This is a genomic window from Micromonospora parva (genome assembly GCF_000718515.1).
Classification (GTDB): domain Bacteria; phylum Actinomycetota; class Actinomycetes; order Mycobacteriales; family Micromonosporaceae; genus Micromonospora; species Micromonospora parva.
In genome coordinates this window covers 305,801-325,274 of sequence record NZ_JNZS01000009.1, presented here as the reverse complement: position 1 = coordinate 325,274, position 19,474 = coordinate 305,801, and the positions used below count along the sequence as shown (strand labels likewise).

At 71.3% G+C, this 19,474-nt stretch carries 18 protein-coding genes; 7 read left to right on the top strand and 11 right to left on the bottom strand.

All coding sequences use genetic code 11. The features are described from left to right. Nucleotides 1-61 precede the first annotated feature (61 nt). The 3 genes from purD to IF22_RS0114400 all read right to left on the bottom strand — a co-directional run bounded on the left by purD (nt 62) and on the right by IF22_RS0114400 (nt 3,784). Nucleotides 62-1,312 (bottom strand): phosphoribosylamine--glycine ligase, encoded by a 1,251-nt coding sequence (gene purD / locus IF22_RS0114410; protein WP_030332151.1) that lies wholly within the window; start codon nt 1,310-1,312, stop codon nt 62-64. Nucleotides 1,313-1,395: 83 nt separating this feature from the next. Then, nucleotides 1,396-2,331, bottom strand: coding sequence for a type IV toxin-antitoxin system AbiEi family antitoxin domain-containing protein (locus tag IF22_RS0114405; RefSeq protein ID WP_030332149.1), 936 nt, complete (start codon nt 2,329-2,331; stop codon nt 1,396-1,398). 163 nt (nt 2,332-2,494) lie between these two features. Then, the gene (locus IF22_RS0114400; protein WP_030332147.1) at nt 2,495-3,784 is read right to left on the bottom strand and encodes an adenylosuccinate synthase; all 1,290 of its coding nucleotides are present in this window, start codon (nt 3,782-3,784) and stop codon (nt 2,495-2,497) included. 124 nt (nt 3,785-3,908) lie between these two features. Between IF22_RS0114400 and IF22_RS0114395 the strand changes: the two genes are divergently transcribed. After that, nucleotides 3,909-4,952, top strand: coding sequence for a diacylglycerol kinase family protein (locus tag IF22_RS0114395; protein ID WP_030332145.1), 1,044 nt, complete (start codon nt 3,909-3,911; stop codon nt 4,950-4,952). 91 nt (nt 4,953-5,043) lie between these two features. After that, nucleotides 5,044-7,422, top strand: coding sequence for a MinD/ParA family ATP-binding protein (locus tag IF22_RS0114390; protein ID WP_030332144.1), 2,379 nt, complete (start codon nt 5,044-5,046; stop codon nt 7,420-7,422). A gap of 45 nt (nt 7,423-7,467) precedes the next feature. Here the strand turns inward: IF22_RS0114390 and IF22_RS0114385 are convergent, their stop codons facing one another. Beyond that, nucleotides 7,468-7,896: a DUF3151 domain-containing protein gene (locus IF22_RS0114385; RefSeq protein WP_030332142.1), complete on the bottom strand. Its 429-nt coding sequence runs from the start codon at nt 7,894-7,896 to the stop codon at nt 7,468-7,470. 249 nt (nt 7,897-8,145) lie between these two features. Here IF22_RS0114385 and IF22_RS0114380 point away from each other — a divergent pair, with 249 nt between their 5' ends. Then, nucleotides 8,146-9,339 carry an LOG family protein gene (locus IF22_RS0114380; protein ID WP_030332140.1) on the top strand — a complete coding sequence of 398 codons (1,194 nt, stop codon included), beginning with the start codon at nt 8,146-8,148 and terminating at the stop codon, nt 9,337-9,339. A gap of 57 nt (nt 9,340-9,396) precedes the next feature. Here the strand turns inward: IF22_RS0114380 and fbaA are convergent, their stop codons facing one another. Together fbaA and IF22_RS0114370 are read right to left on the bottom strand one after the other, a co-directional pair. Then, nucleotides 9,397-10,422 (bottom strand): class II fructose-bisphosphate aldolase, encoded by a 1,026-nt coding sequence (gene fbaA, locus IF22_RS0114375; RefSeq protein ID WP_030332138.1) that lies wholly within the window; start codon nt 10,420-10,422, stop codon nt 9,397-9,399. Between the two features lie 135 nt (nt 10,423-10,557). Beyond that, nucleotides 10,558-10,941, bottom strand: coding sequence for a phage holin family protein (locus IF22_RS0114370; RefSeq protein WP_030332136.1), 384 nt, complete (start codon nt 10,939-10,941; stop codon nt 10,558-10,560). Nucleotides 10,942-11,065: 124 nt separating this feature from the next. Between IF22_RS0114370 and IF22_RS0114365 the strand changes: the two genes are divergently transcribed. Both IF22_RS0114365 and IF22_RS0114360 read left to right on the top strand, forming a co-directional pair. Beyond that, the gene (locus IF22_RS0114365; RefSeq protein ID WP_030332135.1) at nt 11,066-11,278 is read left to right on the top strand and encodes a hypothetical protein; all 213 of its coding nucleotides are present in this window, start codon (nt 11,066-11,068) and stop codon (nt 11,276-11,278) included. Between the two features lie 148 nt (nt 11,279-11,426). After that, on the top strand, nt 11,427-12,998 hold the full coding sequence (locus tag IF22_RS0114360) for an LPXTG cell wall anchor domain-containing protein (RefSeq protein ID WP_030332133.1): 1,572 nt from the start codon (nt 11,427-11,429) through the stop codon (nt 12,996-12,998). A 75-nt stretch (nt 12,999-13,073) separates the two neighbouring features. Here the strand turns inward: IF22_RS0114360 and IF22_RS0114355 are convergent, their stop codons facing one another. Further along, a complete protein-coding gene (locus IF22_RS0114355; RefSeq protein WP_030332131.1) occupies nt 13,074-14,135 on the bottom strand; it encodes an LCP family protein in 1,062 nt (353 codons plus the stop codon). A gap of 2 nt (nt 14,136-14,137) precedes the next feature. Next, nucleotides 14,138-14,617, bottom strand: coding sequence for a SigE family RNA polymerase sigma factor (locus tag IF22_RS0114350; protein ID WP_030332130.1), 480 nt, complete (start codon nt 14,615-14,617; stop codon nt 14,138-14,140). 180 nt (nt 14,618-14,797) lie between these two features. Here IF22_RS0114350 and IF22_RS0114345 point away from each other — a divergent pair, with 180 nt between their 5' ends. Next, nucleotides 14,798-16,372 (top strand): LPXTG cell wall anchor domain-containing protein, encoded by a 1,575-nt coding sequence (locus tag IF22_RS0114345; RefSeq protein WP_030332128.1) that lies wholly within the window; start codon nt 14,798-14,800, stop codon nt 16,370-16,372. 159 nt (nt 16,373-16,531) lie between these two features. After that, nucleotides 16,532-17,353 carry a DedA family protein gene (locus tag IF22_RS0114340; protein ID WP_030332126.1) on the top strand — a complete coding sequence of 274 codons (822 nt, stop codon included), beginning with the start codon at nt 16,532-16,534 and terminating at the stop codon, nt 17,351-17,353. Between the two features lie 166 nt (nt 17,354-17,519). On the opposite strand, the gene IF22_RS0114335 is transcribed toward IF22_RS0114340, so the two are convergent. The 3 genes from IF22_RS0114335 to IF22_RS0114325 form a co-directional block, all read right to left on the bottom strand. Continuing rightward, entirely contained in the window at nt 17,520-17,897 is a 378-nt protein-coding gene (locus IF22_RS0114335) for an ArsR/SmtB family transcription factor (RefSeq protein WP_030332125.1), read from the bottom strand. Between the two features lie 57 nt (nt 17,898-17,954). Next, on the bottom strand, nt 17,955-18,494 hold the full coding sequence (pyrE, locus tag IF22_RS0114330) for an orotate phosphoribosyltransferase (protein WP_030332123.1): 540 nt from the start codon (nt 18,492-18,494) through the stop codon (nt 17,955-17,957). A gap of 169 nt (nt 18,495-18,663) precedes the next feature. After that, entirely contained in the window at nt 18,664-19,473 is an 810-nt protein-coding gene (locus tag IF22_RS0114325) for an SDR family NAD(P)-dependent oxidoreductase (protein WP_030332121.1), read from the bottom strand. Nucleotide 19,474 lies beyond the last annotated feature (1 nt).

Genomic DNA, 19,474 nt, shown 5'->3' with positions numbered 1-19,474 from the left:
TCCGGCCACCCCCTCGTCTCACCGCTCAAACGGCGGCGGGGCGGCCGGGGGTTGCCCGGTTTCAGCCGGGAATCGTGATCCGGCCGTCGATGGCGGCGGCGGCAATGTCGGTGCGGTGCTGCGAGCCGGCCAATTCCACCCCGTCCACCAGCGCGTACGCGGCGTCCCGCGCGGCGGCCAGGTCGGCGCCGGTGGCCGTACCGCAGAGAACCCGGCCGCCGGCGGAGAGCAACGCGCCGTCGCTGGCCCGGCGGGCGGTGCCCGCGTGGATGATGCCCGGACCCTCCGCGCCGGTGATCACGTCACCGGTGCGCGGCGCGGCCGGATAACCCGGCGCGGCGAGCACCACGGTCACGGCGCTGCCGTCCCGCCACCGCAGCGGCGGGTGCTCGGCCAACGTGCCCGTGGCCGCCGCGTGCAGCAGCCCACCCAGCGGCGTCTCCAACAGCGCGAGCACCACCTGGGTCTCCGGGTCACCGAAACGCGCGTTGAACTCGATCACCCGAGGGCCGGCGGCGGTGATCGCGAGCCCCACGTAGAGCAGACCGGCGAACGGGGTGCCCCGGCGGCGCATCTCCGCCAGCGTCGGGTGCACCACGTCGCGCATCACCTCGTCGACCAGGCCAGCCGGGGCCCAGGGCAGCGGTGCGTACGCGCCCATGCCACCGGTGTTCGGCCCGGTGTCGCCGTCGCCGAGCCGCTTGAAGTCCTGTGCCGGCACCAGCGGCAGCGCCGCCTCGCCGTCGGTGACCACGAAGAGGCTGACCTCCGGGCCGTCGAGGAACTCCTCGACCACGACCCGGCCACACTCGTTGGCGTGTGCCAGCGCGGCGGCCCGGTCGTCGGTCACCACCACGCCCTTGCCGGCGGCGAGCCCGTCGTCCTTCACCACGTACGGCGCGCCGAACTCGTCCAGCGCCCGAGCGGTGCTCGCCTCGTCCGTGCAAACGAACGCCCGGGCGGTCGGCACACCGGCGGCGGTCATCACGTCCTTGGCGAACGCCTTGGAGCCCTCCAGCTGGGCGGCCGCGCCGGACGGACCGAACACGGCGATGCCCTTGGCGCGGACCGCATCGGCGACCCCGGCGACCAGCGGCGCCTCCGGCCCGATCACCACCAGGTCAGCCGCCGTCTCCACGGCCAGCGCCGCCACCGCGGCCGGGTCTGTCGCAGTGACCGTCCGCAGCTCGGCCACGCTCGCGATCCCCGGATTACCCGGTGCCGCAATCACCGCCGAAACGCCCGCGTCCGCCGCCAACCCGAGCGCGAGCGCATGCTCCCGCCCACCGCCACCCACCAAAAGAACCCGCACGCCCGAGATCCTACTGTCCCCCTCCCCAGCCTAGTTGATCATGAGGTTGACGGGCCATCTGATGATCCACTGGCCGGTTAACCTCATGATCGACGGGCGTGAAGGGCTGCGATCGCTTGGCGGACCGTTTGGGGGATGTAGGTGGGGTGGAGGGTGTCCTGCCAGGTGAAACGGAGGATGGTCCATCCGGCGTTGACCAGGCGGTTCTGGCGACGGCGGTCGGCGTAGGCGGCCTCCGGGGTGCCGTGCGCGTCTCGGCCGTCCGCCTCGGCGATCAGCCTTGGACCGCGCCAGCCCAGGTCGCCGATGCCGAGCAGATAGCCGTCGTCGTCACGCACCTCCAACTGCAGCGTGTCCGGTGGAACTCCCCCGTCGACGCATCGCAGTCGAGAGCGAGTCTCCAGCGGCGACTGTGCCCGGCCATCCGCCTCAGCTAGGTAGCCGCGTGCTGCGACCGCACCACGTCGGCCTCGAATCAGCGCTGGAATGATTGCCAGGCATTCGGGCGTGAGTAGCCCCCGGTTGAGGGCGGAATCGAGCACCGAGACCGCCGAGTACCGGCACTCCCGCAGGATGATCTCGGACACGGTCAGCCGTGGCTCCGTAGCCGCGATCCCGTTCACCTGCACCACGGCGCCCAGAGGGTGTTCGAGTTGGTGCAGCACGATTGCAGGGTCCGACACCCGCGCCAGCTTCGCCGCCCTGCCCGGAAGCGCCGCGTGGATTTCGTCGCGACGCGGCAGACCGGCAATGCCGTGCAGCTCTGCCGCTGTACCGAACACCGCGTGAGCCTGCGGGCCCAACGAGAGCACAGCGGCGCGGATACGACACTGACGGTCCGGTGATTCGATGGAGCGGCTGCGGACCAGGTAGACCGCTCGTGCGAGTGGTCGCCACCGCCCGACGGTCACCAGATGGTCGATGTCGTGTCGACTGAAGCCGGCACGCAACGCCTGCGCTCGAGTGATCAAGCCATCCTGGTCGCCGGCGATGACGCGTACAAGGTCTGCACGATCCACGACGACCACGCTGGCCGTTCACCAGCCACCCGACCACCCCTGTGGATAACCCTGTGGACAAAACCCGCCAGCTCTCCCGTCGATCATGAGGTTAACGGGGCATTCGTAGATCGAACACTCCGTCAACCTCATGATCAACGCAGAAAGGGGGGTGGGGGTGGGGTTAGGGCAGGAGGGGGTGGAGGTGGACGTTTTCTTCTCGGCCTGGGCCTACGCCTACGACGCTCACCCTGGTGTTGCAGAGTTCCTCGACCCGGGCGATGTAGCGGCGGGCGTTCTCCGGCAGGTCTTCGGCGGTGCGGGCCTTGGTGATGTCCTCCCACCAGCCGTCGAGCTCCTCGAAGACCGGCTTGGCGTGGTGGAAGTCCGTCTGGCTCATCGGCATGTCGTCGACCCGCACGCCGTTGATCTCGTAGCCGACGCAGATCGGCACCTTGGGCAGCCCGGTGAGCACGTCCAGCTTCGTGATGACCAGGTCGGTGACGCCGTTGAGGCGGCAGGCGTACCGGGCCACGACAGCGTCGAACCACCCGCACCGGCGCTCCCGCCCGGTGGTGGTGCCGTACTCCGCGCCGATCTTGCGCAGGTGGTCCCCGTTGGCGTCGAACAGCTCGGTCGGGAACGGCCCGGCACCGACCCGGGTGGTGTACGCCTTGCTCACCGCGATGACCTTGTTGATCGCGGTCGGCGGGATGCCCGCGCCCACGCAGGCGCCACCGGCGGTCGGGTTGGACGAGGTCACGAAGGGGTAGGTGCCGTGGTCCATGTCGAGCATGGTGGCCTGGGCGCCCTCCAGCAGCACCGTCTCGCCCCGGTCCAGGGCGTCCCAGAGCATCGCCCGGGTCTCCGCGATGTACGGCTTGAGCCGCTCCGCGTACTCCAGGTACTCCTCGACTGTCGCCTCGAGGTCGATCGCCTTGCGGTTGTAGACCTTGAACAGGATCTGGTTCTTCTCGCGCAGCGCGAGTTCCAGCTTCTTGCGCAGGATGCCCGGGTCGAGCAGGTCCTGGAGGCGGATGCCGATCCGGGCGACCTTGTCCCCGTACGCCGGGCCGATGCCACGGCCGGTGGTGCCGATCCGGGACGAGCCGAGGTAGCGCTCGATGACCCGGTCCAGCGCCCGGTGGTGCGGCATGATCAGGTGCGCGTCGCCGGAGATCCGCAGCCGGGACACGTCGACGCCGCGCTCGGCCAGGCCGTCGATCTCGGCGAGCAGCACCTTCGGGTCGACCACCACACCGTTGCCGATGATGATCATCGCGTCCGGTGAGAGCGCGCCGGACGGCATCAGGTGCAGCGCGTACTTCTGGCCGTCCGGGGTGATCACCGTGTGTCCGGCGTTGTTGCCGCCGGAGTAGCGCACGACGTAGTCGACCCGCTCACCCAGCAGGTCGGTAACCTTGCCCTTGCCCTCGTCGCCCCACTGAGCGCCGATGAGCACGATCGCTGGCATCTTTTCCGCCTCCAGAAGGCTCGGGTGCCAGGTGGCGACCGCTCGGCGAGCCCGGGGTGTCAGGTTAACAAGTAATGACGGCGTGGCCGGCAGGGGTCGCGTCGAGAGGCAGGAGGCTCCTTCCGTGTACGACGTGGTGCTGCTCACCCTCGGTTCGGAGCGGGACGCTCCCGGGGCCTGTGGCAGCGGCGGGGCCTGCTGTGGCGGCGCGACGGGGGCCGACACCGCCCCGACGGGCCAGACCGACGCCGGCCAGCCAAGCAGCGATCAGGCCGAAGCCGAAAAGTGCGCGACGGAACGGCCACGGGTGCCGGTGCTGGCCTGCGCCGACGCGCTGAACGCCCGGGGCGCCCGGGTGGAGACGATCACCGCCCGCTCCGACGCCGAGATCGACGCGGTGTTGGCCCGGTTCGACGGCCCGGCCCGCCCGGACGGCCTCACCTGGCCGGACCCGGACAGCAAGACCCGGCTGGTCGTCGCCACGGCCAGCGACGGGCAGTTGCGGGCCGTGCTGCGCCGGCTGGTCAAGCGGTACGCCCCGGCGCCCAGCAAGCGCCCGGCGGACCTGCCCGGCAACCGGACCCTGCCCGACCTGCCGCCGGTGGCCGTACTCCCGCTCGACCCGGCCCGTGGCGGCACCCACCGGGACCTGGCGGCGCAGCTCGGGCTGCCCCGGGACCCGGCGGCGGTGGCCGCCGCGGTGCTGGACGGCACGCCGCGCCGACTGGACCTGCTCCGCAACGACGGCGGCTCGGTGACCCTGGACGGCGCGCTGCTCGGCGCCGCCGACGACGCCGGCCGGCCGCTGCACTGGCGCGCCCGGGTGGAGGTCGACGACACCATTCTCACCGACGGCGCGGAACCGCTGCTGGCCTGCGCGGTCGGCAACGCCGGCGGGTACGCGACGCTCGACGACGTCACGCTGCTGACCGCGCCGGACCCGGCCGACGGCCAGGTCGAGGTCGCGGTGGCCGTGCCGGTTGTCGTCCGCTCGGCCTGGGGACGCAAGCGGGTACGCCTCGAAGTTCGGCGGGCCCGTGGACGGGCGGTGTCGGTGCTGCCCCGGGAGGGCAAGGTGCCGTACCTCGACGATGGTGTCGAGGGCGAACTGACCCGCAAGCGTTCCTGGTGGATCGAGCCGGGGGCCTGGGCGGTCTGGTCGAGCTGACCTCGACGCATCGACCGGCCGACCCGCCTGCGCCGATCGGCCCTGCCCGGCGAATGGGCCTATCCTCGCAGGAGGACTGGGGAGGGCCGTAATGGACGAGAACGCCGACCGGGCGCAGGTGCCCGGCCAGCAGCCGGCGCCGGAGCGGGACATCGAACCACTCTGGCCGCCGGATCCGGGCGACCGGGGCACCGCCCCGCCCTGGGCTGCGGTCGCCGAGCAACGGGGTGGGCCGTCGCCGGTCACAGCGCCGGTCACGCCACCGGTGGCCGCGCCTCCGATCGGGCGACCGCCGGTTCCCGGCCAGCCCGGCGCCCCGGCCCAGTCACCGCCCTCGCCGTCGGACTACCCGTCGCTCACCGGCGCCGTCCCGGCCCCCGGCTGGGGGCCCGGCGGCCCGTCCGGCGTCGGGTCGGGTTGGGCGCCGGCGCAGCCGAGCTGGCCACCGGCGACCGATCCGGCCGCCGTGCCCCCGCCGCCAGCGACCGGTGGCCAGCCGACACCGCCGGCACCCGGCCCCGGAAGCAACGGCGGGTCAGGTGACGCCGGCCTGCCCGCGACCGCTGCCGCTGCGGTTCCGAACGTCGCCCCCGCGCCGGGGGACGGCCGACCCGCCCCGCACGACGCGGCCGGTGCCGCGCCCGACGTGGCCAGCCGGGCCGGCGAGGCGGCGCACGTACCGCCCGGCGACCGGGCTCCGACCGCCGCTCCGGTCGCGCCGGGGGGTGTCGACCTGGACCTGCCCTTCACCCTGGATCGCCCCGCAGCCACCGACCCCACCGCGGCGACCACCGAGCGGGCCGTCCCCGCCGCCACCGCGTCCGCCGGCAGCCCGAACACCACCGGCAGCCCGAGCACCACCGGCAGCCCGAGCACCACCGGCCCAGCGCCGGCAGCCCCCTCGGCCGCTGGCAGCGCAGCGGCCGGACCGACACCACAGCCCGACGGACCGACAGCGCAGCCCAATGGACCGACGGTGCAGGCCGGCGGACCAACAGCGCACCCCAATACGCCGGCCGCACAGGCAGGTGGACCGGCACCGCAGGCAGGCGGGCCCGGTGCAGACGGGCCCGCCGATGGGCCGGGGCGGCCGATCGCCGAGTCGCCGTGGGCGTATCCGCCGCAACGCCCGGCTGGAGCGGCACCCGCCCAGGACGAGGCCAGCGCGACGCCTCCGATTCCGCCCCCGCCTCCCGTCGTCCCGTACGTCGGTCCCGCGCAGGCGCACCCGGGGCAGCCGCCCGTCCCCGGGCAGACCGGCTCGGCGCAGATTCCGCCGCCGCCCGACGTGACGCAGTTCAGCTACCCGCCGCCCGGCCCTCCCGCGCCGCCGCCCGTCGCGTCACAGGCCGGGCCGGCGACCCCACCGCCGGGACCGTTCCCGCCCTCGCCGGGTTGGTACCCACCGCCCTGGCAGCAGGGTTCACCCGCCGGTACGCCGGGGCAGCCGTACCAGGAGGCCGACGGGGTGACCCGGGTGCCGGCACCGGGGTACCCGGACGCGACGGCGTACCCGGACGCGAGCTGGACACCGGAGGACACCGCCGCGCCGACCGCCGAGGACTTCGCCCGACGCCGCCAGGTCCGACCCGCCGACCCGGTGGCGACCATGGGTGTACGCGCGGTGGTCAACAAGATGGGCCTGCTCCGGCTCGCCCCGGGCCGGCACGAGCAGGAGCTCAAGCGGGACATCGAGATGGTGCGCCGCAACTTCGGCGGTCTGCGGCAGGTGACGGTCGTCAACCCGAAGGGTGGCGCGGGCAAGACGGTGGCGATCCTGCTGCTCGCGATGACGTTCGGTCAGAAGCGTGGCGGCTACGTGCTGGCCTGGGACAACAACGAGACCCAGGGCACCCTGGGGATGCGCGCCCAGCAGGACTTCCACTCCCGCACGGTGCGGGACATGCTGCGTGACCTCGGGCAGTTCCAGGGCGCGCACGGGCGGGTGGGTGACCTGTCGCAGTACGTGCGTTCCCAGGGCGAGGGGATGTTCGACGTACTGGCCTCGGACGAGTCGGCCACCGGTGGCGAGATGTTGACCGCCGCCGCGTTCGCCGAGATCCGTGAGGTGGTCAGCCGGTTCTACAAGTTGATCTTCGTGGACACCGGGAACAACGTCCGGGCGCAGAACTGGCAGGCGTCGATGGACGCCACGGACCAGTTGGTGGTCACGATGTCGGCTCGTAACGACTCCGCCGAGACGGCGGCCCGGATGCTCGACCACCTGGAGCAGAGCGGCCGGCAACGGCTGGTCCGGCAGGCCGTGACGGTGGTGTCGATGCCGCCGTCCCGCAAGGAGATCGACCTGCCGGCCATCCAGGAGCACTTCGCGGCCCGCACCCGGGCGGTGCTGCTGGCCCCGTACGAGCGACTCATCGACAGTGGCGAGCCGATCCGGTACGGCGGGCTCTCCTCGGCCACCCGGGACGCCTGGCTGAAGATCGCCGCCGCGGTCGCCGAAGGGCTGTGACCCGCCGACGGCCGGCCCGATGTCGGGCCGGCCGTCGGGGTGGGGTCAGTTGCTCGCGAGCGCGTCCGCCGCTTCCGGGTCGCAGTCGCGCAGGAACTGGGCACAGCGGGCCGCCTCGTCGGCCTCGCCGATCTCGTCGGCCGCCCGGGACAGCACGTACAGGCAGCGGAGGAAACCCTGGTTGGGCTCGTGCGACCACGGCACCGGGCCGTGCCCCTTCCACCCACTGCGGCGCAGCTGGTCGAGGCCCCGGTGGTAGCCGGTGCGGGCGTACGCGTACGCCGTCACCACCTGGCCCTGCGTGAAGGCCCGCGCCGCCAGCTCCGCCCAGGCGGCGCTGTAGGTCGGGAAGCCGGCCGCCACGTCGGCGTACGCCTCATCGGTGCCGGCCTCGTTGGCGGCGGCCAGGGCGGCGTCGGCCTCGTCGTTCACGGGCAGGCGGGTGGCCGGTGGCTCTGGCAAAAGGTTCTGCATCGCCCCATTCAACCCGCTGGACAGGGCGACACGCGAGCGGGTCGGCCGACGTGTTCCGCTGAACGGCTGAGGAGTTGGTCACGCCTGCGGCCTATGCCGCCGCCTGGTGTTTTCCATTACAACTAATGGTCCGGAGCCTCCCCAGGAACCGGTTATGCAGGAGCCCGGTGGCCACGACCGCCGGGCTCCTGTCGGTTCCGCCCCCGGCCCGAGGTTTGACCTGCCCCGGCGGAGGGGCAGGATGGCCCGGTGCCGACCCCACCTCCCGCAGACGTCATCGAACCGCACCTGCACGCCGGCGAGATCCAGACCCGGGCCGAGTTCGACCAGCAGCTGACCACCGGTCGGCTGACCGGGCTGACCGTGCAGGGTTTGCGGCTCGACCTCGCGCCGGTGCCCGACCTGACCGGTGTCGACGTCACCGGCACCCTCTTCGTCGGTTGCCGGTTCGCGGCCCGGGACGTGGGCGCCGACCTGGTCCGGCGCGGCGCGAACGTGGTGCCGCCGTTCTCCGGGTTGCCGTACCCGACCCAGCCGACCCACCTCTACACCCCGGAGGAGCTGGCCGCCGGGTTCGCCGAGGGCGGGTTCACCGGGATGTACGACACCCGGGTGTACGACCACTACCGGGCGCACGGCGGCGCGCTGCCGGACGTCAGGGAGGCGCTGGGTCAGCGGCTGCACGACCACGGCGTGGACAACGCGCTGGCCGACGCCACCCGGGTCTGGTTGGCTGCGTACGGGCCGCAGTCGGTGGTGGGCATCATGGGTGGCCACGCGGTGCGGCGCGGCAGTCCCGCGTACCGGATGGCGGCCGTGCTGGGTTGGGAGCTGGCGCGGGCCGACCGGCTGGTGGTGACCGGTGGCGGCCCCGGGGTGATGGAGGCCGCGAACCTCGGCGCCTACCTGGCGGACCAGCCGGCGGCCGAGGTCACGGCGGCGATCGACCTGTTGGCCACCGCCCCGGACTTCACCGACCACCACCGGTACACGGCCACGGCGTTGACGGTCCGGCAACGGTACGCGGGGGTGCCCCGGCAGCGTGGCGCCGAGCTGGGCTGGGCGCGGGCGGGCGGGCTGGCCATTCCGACCTGGCTGTACGGGCACGAGCCGGCGAACCTGTTCGCGGGGCGGATCGCCAAGTACTTCTCGAACGCGATCCGGGAGGACACCATCCTGCGCCTCGCCCGGGGTGGCATCGTCTTCGCGCCGGGGCGGGCGGGCACCGTGCAGGAGGTGTTCCAGGCGGCCACCAAGACCTACTACGGCACCGACGGGGCCAGCGGGGCGTACATCTTCCTGGACCGCGACTACTGGACCGGGGAGTTGCCGGTGGAGGCGCTGCTGCGCCCGCTGCTGGCCGCGTCCCCGTTCGGTGACCTGTCGTCGACGATCCACCTGACCGATGACGTTCGCGAGGCCGTACGCCTGCTGACGACCTGACGACCTGACGACGACGGCCGGCCCCCGTGCGGGGAGCCGGCCGTGGGTGGGACGTCGTTACTTGGTCATCGTGGTGCCGGTGGAGCGCAGGTGCTCGCACGCCTCGACGACCCGGGCGGCCAGGCCGGCCTCGGCGGCCTTGCCCCAGGCGCGCGGGTCGTACTGCTTCTTGTTGCCGACCTCGCCGTCGATCTTCAGCACGCCGTCGTAGTTGCGGAGCATGTGGTCCGCGACGGGGCGGGTGAAGGCGTACTGGGTGTCGGTGTCGATGTTCATCTTCACCACGCCGTAGTCCAGCGCCTCGCGGATCTCGCTGAGCAGGGAGCCCGAGCCGCCGTGGAAGACCAGGCTGAGCGGCTTGTCCTTGCCGTACTTGGCGCCGACGGCGTCCTGGATCTGCTTGAGGATCTCCGGACGGAGCTTGACGTTGCCCGGCTTGTAGACGCCGTGCACGTTGCCGAAGGTCAGCGCCGCCATGTAGCGGCCCTTCTCGCCGAGGCCGAGCGCCTCGACCATGGCCAGGCCGTCCTCGGTGGTGGTGTAGAGCTTGTCGTTGATGGCGTTCTCGACGCCGTCCTCCTCGCCACCGACGACGCCGACCTCGATCTCAAGGACGATCTTGGCCTTGGCTGCCTCGTCGAGCAGCTGGGCGGCGATCTCCAGGTTCTCCGCGACCGGCACGGCCGAGCCGTCCCACATGTGCGACTGGTAGAGCGGCTGCTCGCCGCGCTTCACCCGCTCCTGCGAGATGCCCATCAGCGGACGGACGAACCCGTCCAGCTTGTCCTTCGGGCAGTGGTCGGTGTGCAGGGCGATGTTGACCGAGTACTTCTTGGCCACCTCGTGCGCGTACGCGGCGAACGCGACGGCACCGGTGACCATGTCCTTGATCGAGGGGCCGGAGAGGTACTCGGCGCCACCGGTGGAGACCTGGATGATGCCGTCGCTCTCCGCGTCGGCGAAGCCCTTGAGCGCCGCGTTCAGCGTCTGGGAGGAGGTCACGTTGATCGCGGGGTACGCGTACCGGCCAGCCTTGGCGCGGTCCAGCATCTCCGCGTAAGCCTCGGGGGAAGCGATGGGCATGTGATGCGCTCCTTACTTACCACTCTCGGCCGTGCTGGCCGCTGTTCTTCATTTGTGCGCCGGACCGCGCTGTCCTCCGCCGGAAGTATCCCGTAGGTGAGGTGCGCCGGAACAACCGACCCGGGTGCTAGCCGTTCACCGGCGGCCCGGGTTGTCCGGCACGATGACGCTGATCAACCAGGTCACCACTGTCATCACGATGGCTCCCCAGAACGCCGCCCAGAATCCGTCCACCTGGAACGGCAGGTCCAGCCCGCGGGCGATCCGGTCGGTGAGCAGGAACAGCAACGCGTTGACCACCAGCGCGAACAGGCCCAGGGTCGGCAGGTAGAACACGCAGCCGACAACCCGGATCACCGGTTTGAGCACCGCGTTGATCACGCCGAAGATCAGCGCCACCACGATCAGGGTGAGGGCGGTGTTGCCACCCGATCGGGCGTGCACGTCCACCCCGGGCACGATCAGCGTGGTTATCCACAACGCGACAGCGGTGATCGCCAGTCTGATGAGGAAGCCCACGGCACCATCCTGGCATCGGGTCACGTCGCCGAGGGCTGATTCGGCCTACTCCGCTTCCGGGCGGTACGCCCGCCCAGCCCGTACGGTGGGTGGGAACCGTGCCCCGAGACCCCCGGGAGGGACGATGGGTCAGCCCGATGAGGACTTCACCCCCGGCGACCACCTCGCAGCCGACGAACGCGACCCGGAGGCCGATCCGGCGGACGCGGTCGAGCAGGCCACCGTCGCCGGCCCCGCCGACACCGACGGTGAGCCGCACCGCGGCCTGGAGGTCGACGACTGGGACGCGATGGAGCAGGCCCGGGTGGTCACCGGGGACGAGGACGACTACCGCTGATCCCGCCACCGGGACGGCTGCCCGTTGCGCCAGAGGGTGCTCAACCGTTCGGGCCGTTCGACAAATATCGATCCCAAAGGGTTACCGGAGGAGCTGACGGCTCCCTAGGTTGGACGAGCGCCATAGGCATCCCCACGGGAGGACCCCCATGCTCAAGCACTGGCTCCGCTGGCTGACCGGGCTCGGCGCCGCCGGCGCGTTGGTCGCTGCCTCCGCCACGCCCGCCGTCGCCGCGGCCCCGATCGCGCCCTACTTCCAGGACACCACACTGGCCGTCGGTTCGGAGCCGGCCACCCGCGCCCTGCTCCTGTACGCCAACGAGCCGACGACCCTGTCCAAGGTCTCCGTGCGGTACGACTATCGCTCCCTGGCCAACAAGATCACCGTCGTCTCCGAGGAGGACGGCCAGCGGTGCACCGCCCCGGAGCCGGGCGTTCTCGTCTGCGAGGAGCCCTTCGACGTCGTCCTCTACGAGGAGCCGCCGCTCGGCAGCGGGATCTACCGCAACGGGCTCAAGCGGGTGCGCATCGGCCTCACCGAGGATGCGCAGCCCGGTGACTCCGGGGACGTCGTGGTCAGTTTCCAGGCGGCCGGCGGGCGCAGCGGCAGCTACACCTCGCGCGTCCGGGTCGGCGAGGGCGTCGACCTGGCCGGCGGGCCGTTCACCACCGCCTCGGCCAAGCCGGGTGGGAAGTTCTCGGTGCCGCTGGTCGTGGCCAACGCCGGCGACCGGACGGTCGAGGGGTTCGTCGCGGTCTTCGACCTCGCCTACTCGATCCGGACCACTGACCGGTTCAGCAACTGCCGCTACGCCGACGACCACCTGGTCTCCTGTCAGTTCGACGAGGAGATCCCGGTGGGCACCGGGCTGGCCGCCACGCTGAAACTCGAACTCGCCAGGGACACCTATGCCCCCACCAACCAGTCCGGCTACGCCCAGTTCATGACGGTGGCCGACTTCGAGGACCTGACCAAGGTGCGGAAAGCAGTCGGCGCCCGGGCGGCCACCCCCGGCAGCGGCCCGAAGCTGACCCTGGCCAAGACGTCCGGCGCCACCCGGCAGGCCGACCAGACCGACGTCAACCCGGGCAACGACTACACCGGGTGGACCATCAAGGCCACCGGCACGAACGGCACCGACCTCGCGGCGATCGGGGCCGCGCTCAAGGGCACGGCCGGCACCGTCGTCACGGCCACCGTCGGCTTCCGGAACAACGGCCCGGCGACGCTCGACAATGTGAGCGAGGAGTACGAGGCCGCCACCCACACCGACGTCGAGCTGCCGCCGGGCACCTCCGCCGTCGAGGTTCCCAAGAACTGCTGGTTGCGGCAGGACAGCACCCGCACGTACCTGTGCGCGTCGGAGATGCTCCTGGTGGCCGGGAAGACCTACACCATGGCGTTCCGGCTGCGCATCGACAAGGTCATCCCCAACGCCCGGGGCGCGGTACGGGTCAACGCGCCGTGCGAATGCCCCGCCGGTGGCGGCTTCAAGGCCGACATCAAACCGGCCAACGACAAGGCCGCCATCGTGGTCAACGCGGCCCAGAGCGGCGGCGGTCAGGACGACGGCGATGGCGGCGGTGGCGGCGGCGGCGGTTCGCTGCCCATCACCGGCGCCCCCACCAACCTGATCGCCGGCCTCGGCGTCCTGCTGCTCGTCACCGGTGCGGGCAGCTACCTGATCGCCCGCCGCCGGAACAGCCGCTTCGTCGCCTGACCCACCCCGCACGACCGGTGCCCCGCCGTCCCGTACCCGGCCGGCGGGGCACCGTCGCGAACGCCCCGTCCCCCGTCACCGAACGGGGTTGACCCGCTCCGGGTGCTGGGCCACCCACTGCGCCAACCGGTCCTCGGCCAGCGCGGCGAGAAACGCCTTGCCCAGCTTCGGGTCCAGCGGCAGCAGCGTACGGTCGTCCACCGGCTCGCCGACCGGGAGGCTGAGCCCCACCGGGTCGACGCTGTCCATCTCGGGTAGCACCGCCACCAGCCTGGTCAGCGGCAGGCCGTCGTCGTCGACCGCCAGACCCTTACCGGGGGCCGACAGCAGCCCGGCGAGCCGCACCGGGTTGCTCAGCACGTCCTTAGCGGACACCGCTCGGATCAGACCGGCGACATAGCGCTGGGCGTTACGGTCCCGGTCGAACGCGCCGTCGGGAAGGTCCCGCCGTTGCCGCAGCAGGTCGACCGAGGCAGCGCCGTCGAGCCGCTGACAGCCGGCCGGGAAGGTCCGACGGGTGTGCCAGGACTCGACCTCCTTCGGCAGGCAGACCTGCACCCCGTCGACCGCGTCGGTGATCCGGCGCAGCCCCGCGAAGGTCAGCACCGCGCCGGCGTCGACGCGTACCCCGGTCAGGTCGGCGACCACCCGGCGGGTCAGGTCGTAGCCGGCGTCCAGGTCGGGCCGGGGCTCGCCGGCACCGGTGAAGAACGCGCTGTTGAGCTTGTCGACCCCCCGGCCGGGGATCGACACCCCCAGGTCGCGCGGCAACGAGATGAGGTACGGCCGGCTCCGGTCGGCCGGGATGTGCACCAGCAGGACGGAGTCCGCCAACCGGTACGACGGTTGCTCACCGAAGCCGTCGACCCCGAGCAGCAGGACGTTCAGCGCCTCGGACGGCGTGCCAGCCGGTTGACCGGACAGCGACGGGCCGTCGACCGGCCGGTCGGGGCGCAGTTGCGGCACCCCGACTCCGAGCGCGGCGAGCAGGGCGAGCGTGACACCGGCGGCCTGGAACCGCTGCCGGCGGCGACGGCGGGTAGCGGCGAGCCGGTCGATCGACGCCCGCAGTGGGCCGGTCGACGGGGTCAACGGTTCGTGCCGAACGAACGCGGCACGCAGGTCATCCTCGATCATGGTCACGCCTCCACGTACTCGGCCCGGAGCGTCGCCAGGGCCCGGGAGATGGACGAACGAACGGTCCCGACGGCACAGCCGAGGATGTCGGCGATCTCCATGTCGGGCAGGTCCTCGTAGTAACGCAGCACCAGAGCGGCCCGCTGCCGGCGTGGCAGCCGAGACAGCCAGGACCAGATCTGATCCCGGTCCACGGCGGACTGGGCATGGTCGGTGAGCGCCGGCACCGACGCGTCGGGTTCCCCGCGCAGCAGCACCCGGCGAACCCACGAGCCGCGCCGCCAGTCGACGTACTGGTTGGTGAGCATCCGGCGCACGTACCGCTCCGGCGAGTCCGCGCGGGCGACCCGACGCCAGTTGAGCTGGACCCGGACCATGGTTTCCTGAACCAGGTCCTGGGCCTGGTGCGGGTCACCGGTCAGCATCACCGCATACCGCAGCAGCGGGGCCAGCCGCGTGTCCGCGAACTCCTCGTACGTCACTGCACCTCCCGGGGGCTCCTGTCACAGATGACGGGAGCGGACCGACCGAACATTGCGGTGACTCTGATCAACCTTTTGGCTCGTCTTAGGCAATGGGCGGCTCCACGGGGTGCAGTGAGCCTGAGCGATTCCTTAAGATCCGCAGGCTCCACCTGATCCCCCAACTGGAGGAACCCCCTCATGCTCACCCACTCCACCCGGCGTTGGCTCGCCGGGCTGGGCGTCGCAGGCGCGTTCGTCGCCGCCTCCGCCACCCCCGCCTTCGCCGCCCCTGCGGCCGAGTTCGACCTGTACTTCCAGGACGTCACCGTCGCCGCCGACTCTGCTGGCGTCGTCCGGTCTCCGTCCCTGTACAGCAGCGAGTCCACGGTGCTCAACGAGGTCTCGGTGCGTTACGACTACAGCAGCCTCGCCGGCAAGATCACGCTGGCGGGCGAGAGCGGCAACGACTGCGCCGCCGACGGCGATGGCGTACTTCTCTGCCGCGAACAGGTCCCGGTGACCATTGACGAGCTGTTCGGCGGCTTCTTCGGCGAGGTCGTCATCGCGCCGACCGACAAGGCGACGAACGGCGACACCGGCGAGCTGAAGATCAGCCTCAAGGCCGCCGGTAAGGACATCGCCAGCTACACCTCTCGGGTCCGGGTCGGCGAGGGCGTCGACCTGCAGGGCGGGCCGGACACCACGGTGACGGCGGCACCCGGCGGCAAGTTCCAGGCCCCGGTGACGGTGTTCAATGTCGGCACGACCGAGGTCGATGGTGTCGTGGCCATGTTCGACACCGACTACGGCATCCGGACCAAGGAGCGGTTCGACAACTGCCTCTACGCCGAGGACTTCCTCTTCGCCTGCATCTTCGATGAGAAGATCCCGGCCTCCGCTGGCGCGACGGCCACCTTCAACTACGAGCTGGCCACCGACACCTACGCGCCGGGTCGCGAAAACAGCTACGCCTGGTTCATGACCCCGGCCGACTTCGAGGACCTCCTCGCGATCCGCGACGAGGCCGGCGCGGAGAAGGCCCGCCGCGGCAACGGCAAGACGCTGTCGCTGAAGGCGGTCTCCGCCGCTCGCGCGGCCCGTGCCGTGCAGACCGACACCGAACCCAACAACAACTTCAGCGGGCTGGCTGTCGACGTCACCGGCAAGAACGGGGCCGACCTGGAAGCCGTCGGTGCCACGCTCAACGGCAAGAAGGGCGCCGAGCTGACCGCTGCCCTCGGTTTCCGCAACAACGGTCCGGCAACGCTGGACTACCTCCGCAGCGAGGCCAACGTGACGTACGTCGACGTGACGGTGCCGACCGGCACCACCGCCATCGCGGTGCCGATGGAGTGCGCGCCGCGGACCGGTAACGACGTTGAGTGGCCGGAGGCGGGCAGCCCCGGCGCCGGCGAGTACCGCTGCTACCCGGGCCCGTTCGCACCTGCGGGCGAGACGCTGGCCGGTGAGTTCACGTTCCGGATCGACAAGGTGATCACCAACGCCACCGGCACCGTCAAGGTCAACGTGCCGTGCGAGTGCGAGGGCGGCTTCTACGACGATCTGAAGCCGGCCAACGACGTCGCCAAGATCCTGGTGAACGCGGCCGGCGGCACGGGCGGTGGCGACGGTGACGGCGACGGCGACGGTGGTTCGCTGCCGATCACCGGCCAGTCCACCGGCCTGATCGCCGGCCTCGGCGCGCTGCTGCTCGCCGCGGGCGTCGGCGGCTACCTGGTGGCCAAGCGCCGCCGGACCCGCTTCGTCGCCTGATCCACCCCGCGGCACCGGTGCCCCGTCGACCACCACGGTCGGCGGGGCACCGTCATTGCACCCCACGACGCCGGGACGCTGCCGCCCGCGCCGTACGGCGCGGGCGGGTGGTGAGGGGCCGGTCCGGCGCGGCCGGGGCCCCGGGCTTCGGTACCCTTTGTGGCCGTGGACACAGCTGAGAAGACCCGCGCTCTCGTGGAGAGCGTCGCCCTGAACCCGCTCGATCCCAAGGATCTGTTGCAGACCTTCGGGCTGATCGGCGTGTGGGTGATCCTCTTCGCCGAGACCGGCCTGCTGGTGGGCTTCTTCTTCCCGGGTGACTCGCTGCTGTTCCTCGCCGGGGTCGCCTCGTCACCGGTCGCGGACGCGATCTTCGGCGACGGCACCCGCCTCTCCCTTGCCGGCCTGCTGATCGGTGGCCCGATCTGCGCGATCGTCGGCGCCCAGCTGGGGCACTGGCTCGGCGCGCGGTACGGCCGGCCGATGTTCGAACGACCGAACTCGCGGCTCTTCAAGAAGGAGTACGTGGAGAAGGCCGAGTACTACTTCCAGAAGTTCGGCCCGGCTAAGGCGGTGGTGCTGGCGCGCTTCATTCCGATCGTCCGGACGTTCCTCAACCCGGTCGCGGGCGCGCTCGGCATGCCGGCCAAGAAGTTCCTGCTGTGGAACATCGTCGGCGCGGTGCTCTGGGTGGACGGCATCCTGCTGATCGGCTACCTGCTGGCCGAGCAGATCTACCAGGCCATCGGCGACAAGATCGACCACTACATCCTGCCGGTGGTCGCCCTGATCATCCTGATCTCGGTGCTGCCGATCTTCTTCGAGTTCCTTCGCGACCGGCGGGCTCGCAAGCGCGGCGAGGCGGTCGCGATGGTCGCGGCGGCCAGTGCCGCCGGAGCGGTGGAGGCGGCCCGCGAGGCGTTCGACCACGACCGGCACCCGCACGGCCAGCAGCGCCCGGAGCACGGTCAGGACCGTTGAGGGGTACGACGACGGCCGGCCCCCTGGCGAGGGGGTCGGCCGTCAGCGTGTCGAACCCGGCCTCCGGCGGTGCGACCGGGGACGAGCAGGTGTCAACCACCGGTGGCGCCACCCCTGGCTCGCCACCGGACGCCGCCCCGGCTCGGGGCGGCGTGTGATGCCTACGTCAGCGAGCCTTCTTGGTGGCTCGCTTACGCGGCGGGGTCAGCAGGTCGGCGATCGTCGCGATCGCACTCGGGACCAGGCTGTAGTACGCCCAGACACCGCGCTTCTCCCGCTGCAACAAGCCGGCCTCGGTGAGGATACGCAGGTGATGACTGACCGTCGGCTGAGAGAGGCCGAGCGGTGCGGTCAGGTCACAGACGCACGCCTCGCCCTCGGGGGCCGACTGGATCAGGCTGAGCAGCCGCAACCGAGCAGGGTCAGCAAGGGCCTTGAGGACCCCGGCCAGACGCTCGGCATCGGCACGTTCGATCGGCTCGCCGTTTAGCGGCGAGATCTGAGGCATAGTCATTTCGGCCAACGCAGTTCCCACGTATTCCATCCTTCCACCAGCAGCATCGATCCGCCTGCATATCAGCAGATCCGAATCGGCAGACTTTTACGCCACAAGGCCGAGGTCAGCCAACGTATAGGCCGCCCGGTACGGCAATCCGGCGGCTCGCACCGCGTCGCCGGCGCCTCGATCAACAATAACCACCACACCCACGACTTCCGCCCCGGCCTCGCGAAGCGCCTCGACAGCGGTCAAAACACTTCCGCCCGTCGTGGAGGTGTCCTCCACCGCCAACACGCGGCGGCCGGCCACCTCGGGCCCCTCGATCCGCCGCTGAAGACCGTGGGCCTTGCCCGCCTTGCGCACCACAAAGGCGTCCAGGGCCCGGCCGGTCGGAGCGGCGGCGTGCAGCATCGAGAGGGCGACCGGGTCCGCACCAAGGGTGAGGCCCCCGACCGCGTCGAACTCCCAGTCGGCGGTGAGGTTCAGCAACACCCGGCCGACCAGAGGAGCGGCCCGGTGATGGAGCGTGACGCGCCGCAGATCCACGTACCAGTCTGCCTCGCGCCCCGACGAGAGCACGACCCGGCCATGGACCACAGCCAGGTCGGTAATGAATTTACGCAGGTCGTCGTGGTCCCCCATGGCGATAGAGGTTACTGCGCAACTCTGAACGCCGTGTGCGGGGTCCACCCTGATCAGCCCCGGGGGGAACCGATGACTGGCGATGTTCGACTACGCTCAGCGACTGGTCTGACAGCGGCGCGCCAACGCCGTCCCGCCGCCGGCTCGGGGCCGACGGGCCTGTCGAAGCTCAGCGCTCGTCGCGACCGATCCGGCCGCGGGTGTCCCGGGCGACCGCCTGGAGCAGTCGGCGCGGCGCGTGTCGCATACCGGCGACGACCACCTTGTACTTCCACGCCGGGATGCTGACCATCTTGCCTTTGCGCAGGTCACGCAAGGCTTCGTCGACCACATCCTCGGCTCGCAGCCACAGCCACTCCGGCGTCTTGGACATGTTGATGCCGGCCCGCTGGTGGAATTCCGTGCGGGTGTAGCCGGGGCAGAGAGCCATCACCTGAACGCCGAACGGCCGCGTCGACTGGCCGACGGACTCGCTGAAGTTGGTCACCCACGCCTTGCTGGCCGAGTAGGTCGAGCCGGGCATGGCCGTACCGAAACCGGCGACCGAAGAGACATTTATCACTGCCCCATTTCGCCGTTCGGTCATCGGTCGAACCGCCGCGAGGGTCAACCGCATGACCGCGTGCACGTTGAGGCGCAACAGTCGTGCCTCGTCCTCAGCCGTGGAACGCAGGAACGGTTTGTTCAGGCTGATGCCCGCATTGTTGACCAGCAGGTGCACCGGGCTGCCCTCGGCGAGCCGCCGCTCCACCGTCGCACATCCGTCGTCGGTGGACAGATCGGCCGGGATCGTCTCCACCTCGCGGCCGTACGCGGAACCCAACTCGGTGGCCAGCTCACCCAACCGCGCCTCGTCTCGGGCAACCAGCACCAGGTGCCAGCCGTCGGCGGCCAGTCGCCGGGTGAACGCCGCGCCGATGCCGGCGGTGGCCCCGGTGATCAGGGCTCGCCGCTCGGCGGTGGTGGGGTCGAGCGTCACG

Excerpts from the sequence above, each read along its gene's own strand:
- IF22_RS0114400 (WP_030332147.1), bottom strand. The coding sequence starts at position 3,784 with ATGCCAGCGATCGTGCTCATCGGCGCTCAGTGGGGCGACGAGGGCAAG.
- IF22_RS0114390 (WP_030332144.1), top strand. The coding sequence starts at position 5,044 with ATGGACGAGAACGCCGACCGGGCGCAGGTGCCCGGCCAGCAGCCGGCG.
- IF22_RS0114385 (WP_030332142.1), bottom strand. The coding sequence starts at position 7,896 with ATGCAGAACCTTTTGCCAGAGCCACCGGCCACCCGCCTGCCCGTGAAC.
- fbaA (WP_030332138.1), bottom strand. The coding sequence starts at position 10,422 with ATGCCCATCGCTTCCCCCGAGGCTTACGCGGAGATGCTGGACCGCGCC.
- IF22_RS0114365 (WP_030332135.1), top strand. The coding sequence starts at position 11,066 with ATGGGTCAGCCCGATGAGGACTTCACCCCCGGCGACCACCTCGCAGCC.
- IF22_RS0114360 (WP_030332133.1), top strand. The coding sequence starts at position 11,427 with ATGCTCAAGCACTGGCTCCGCTGGCTGACCGGGCTCGGCGCCGCCGGC.
- IF22_RS0114355 (WP_030332131.1), bottom strand. The coding sequence starts at position 14,135 with ATGATCGAGGATGACCTGCGTGCCGCGTTCGTTCGGCACGAACCGTTG.
- IF22_RS0114345 (WP_030332128.1), top strand. The coding sequence starts at position 14,798 with ATGCTCACCCACTCCACCCGGCGTTGGCTCGCCGGGCTGGGCGTCGCA.
- IF22_RS0114335 (WP_030332125.1), bottom strand. The coding sequence starts at position 17,897 with ATGGAATACGTGGGAACTGCGTTGGCCGAAATGACTATGCCTCAGATC.
- pyrE (WP_030332123.1), bottom strand. The coding sequence starts at position 18,494 with ATGGGGGACCACGACGACCTGCGTAAATTCATTACCGACCTGGCTGTG.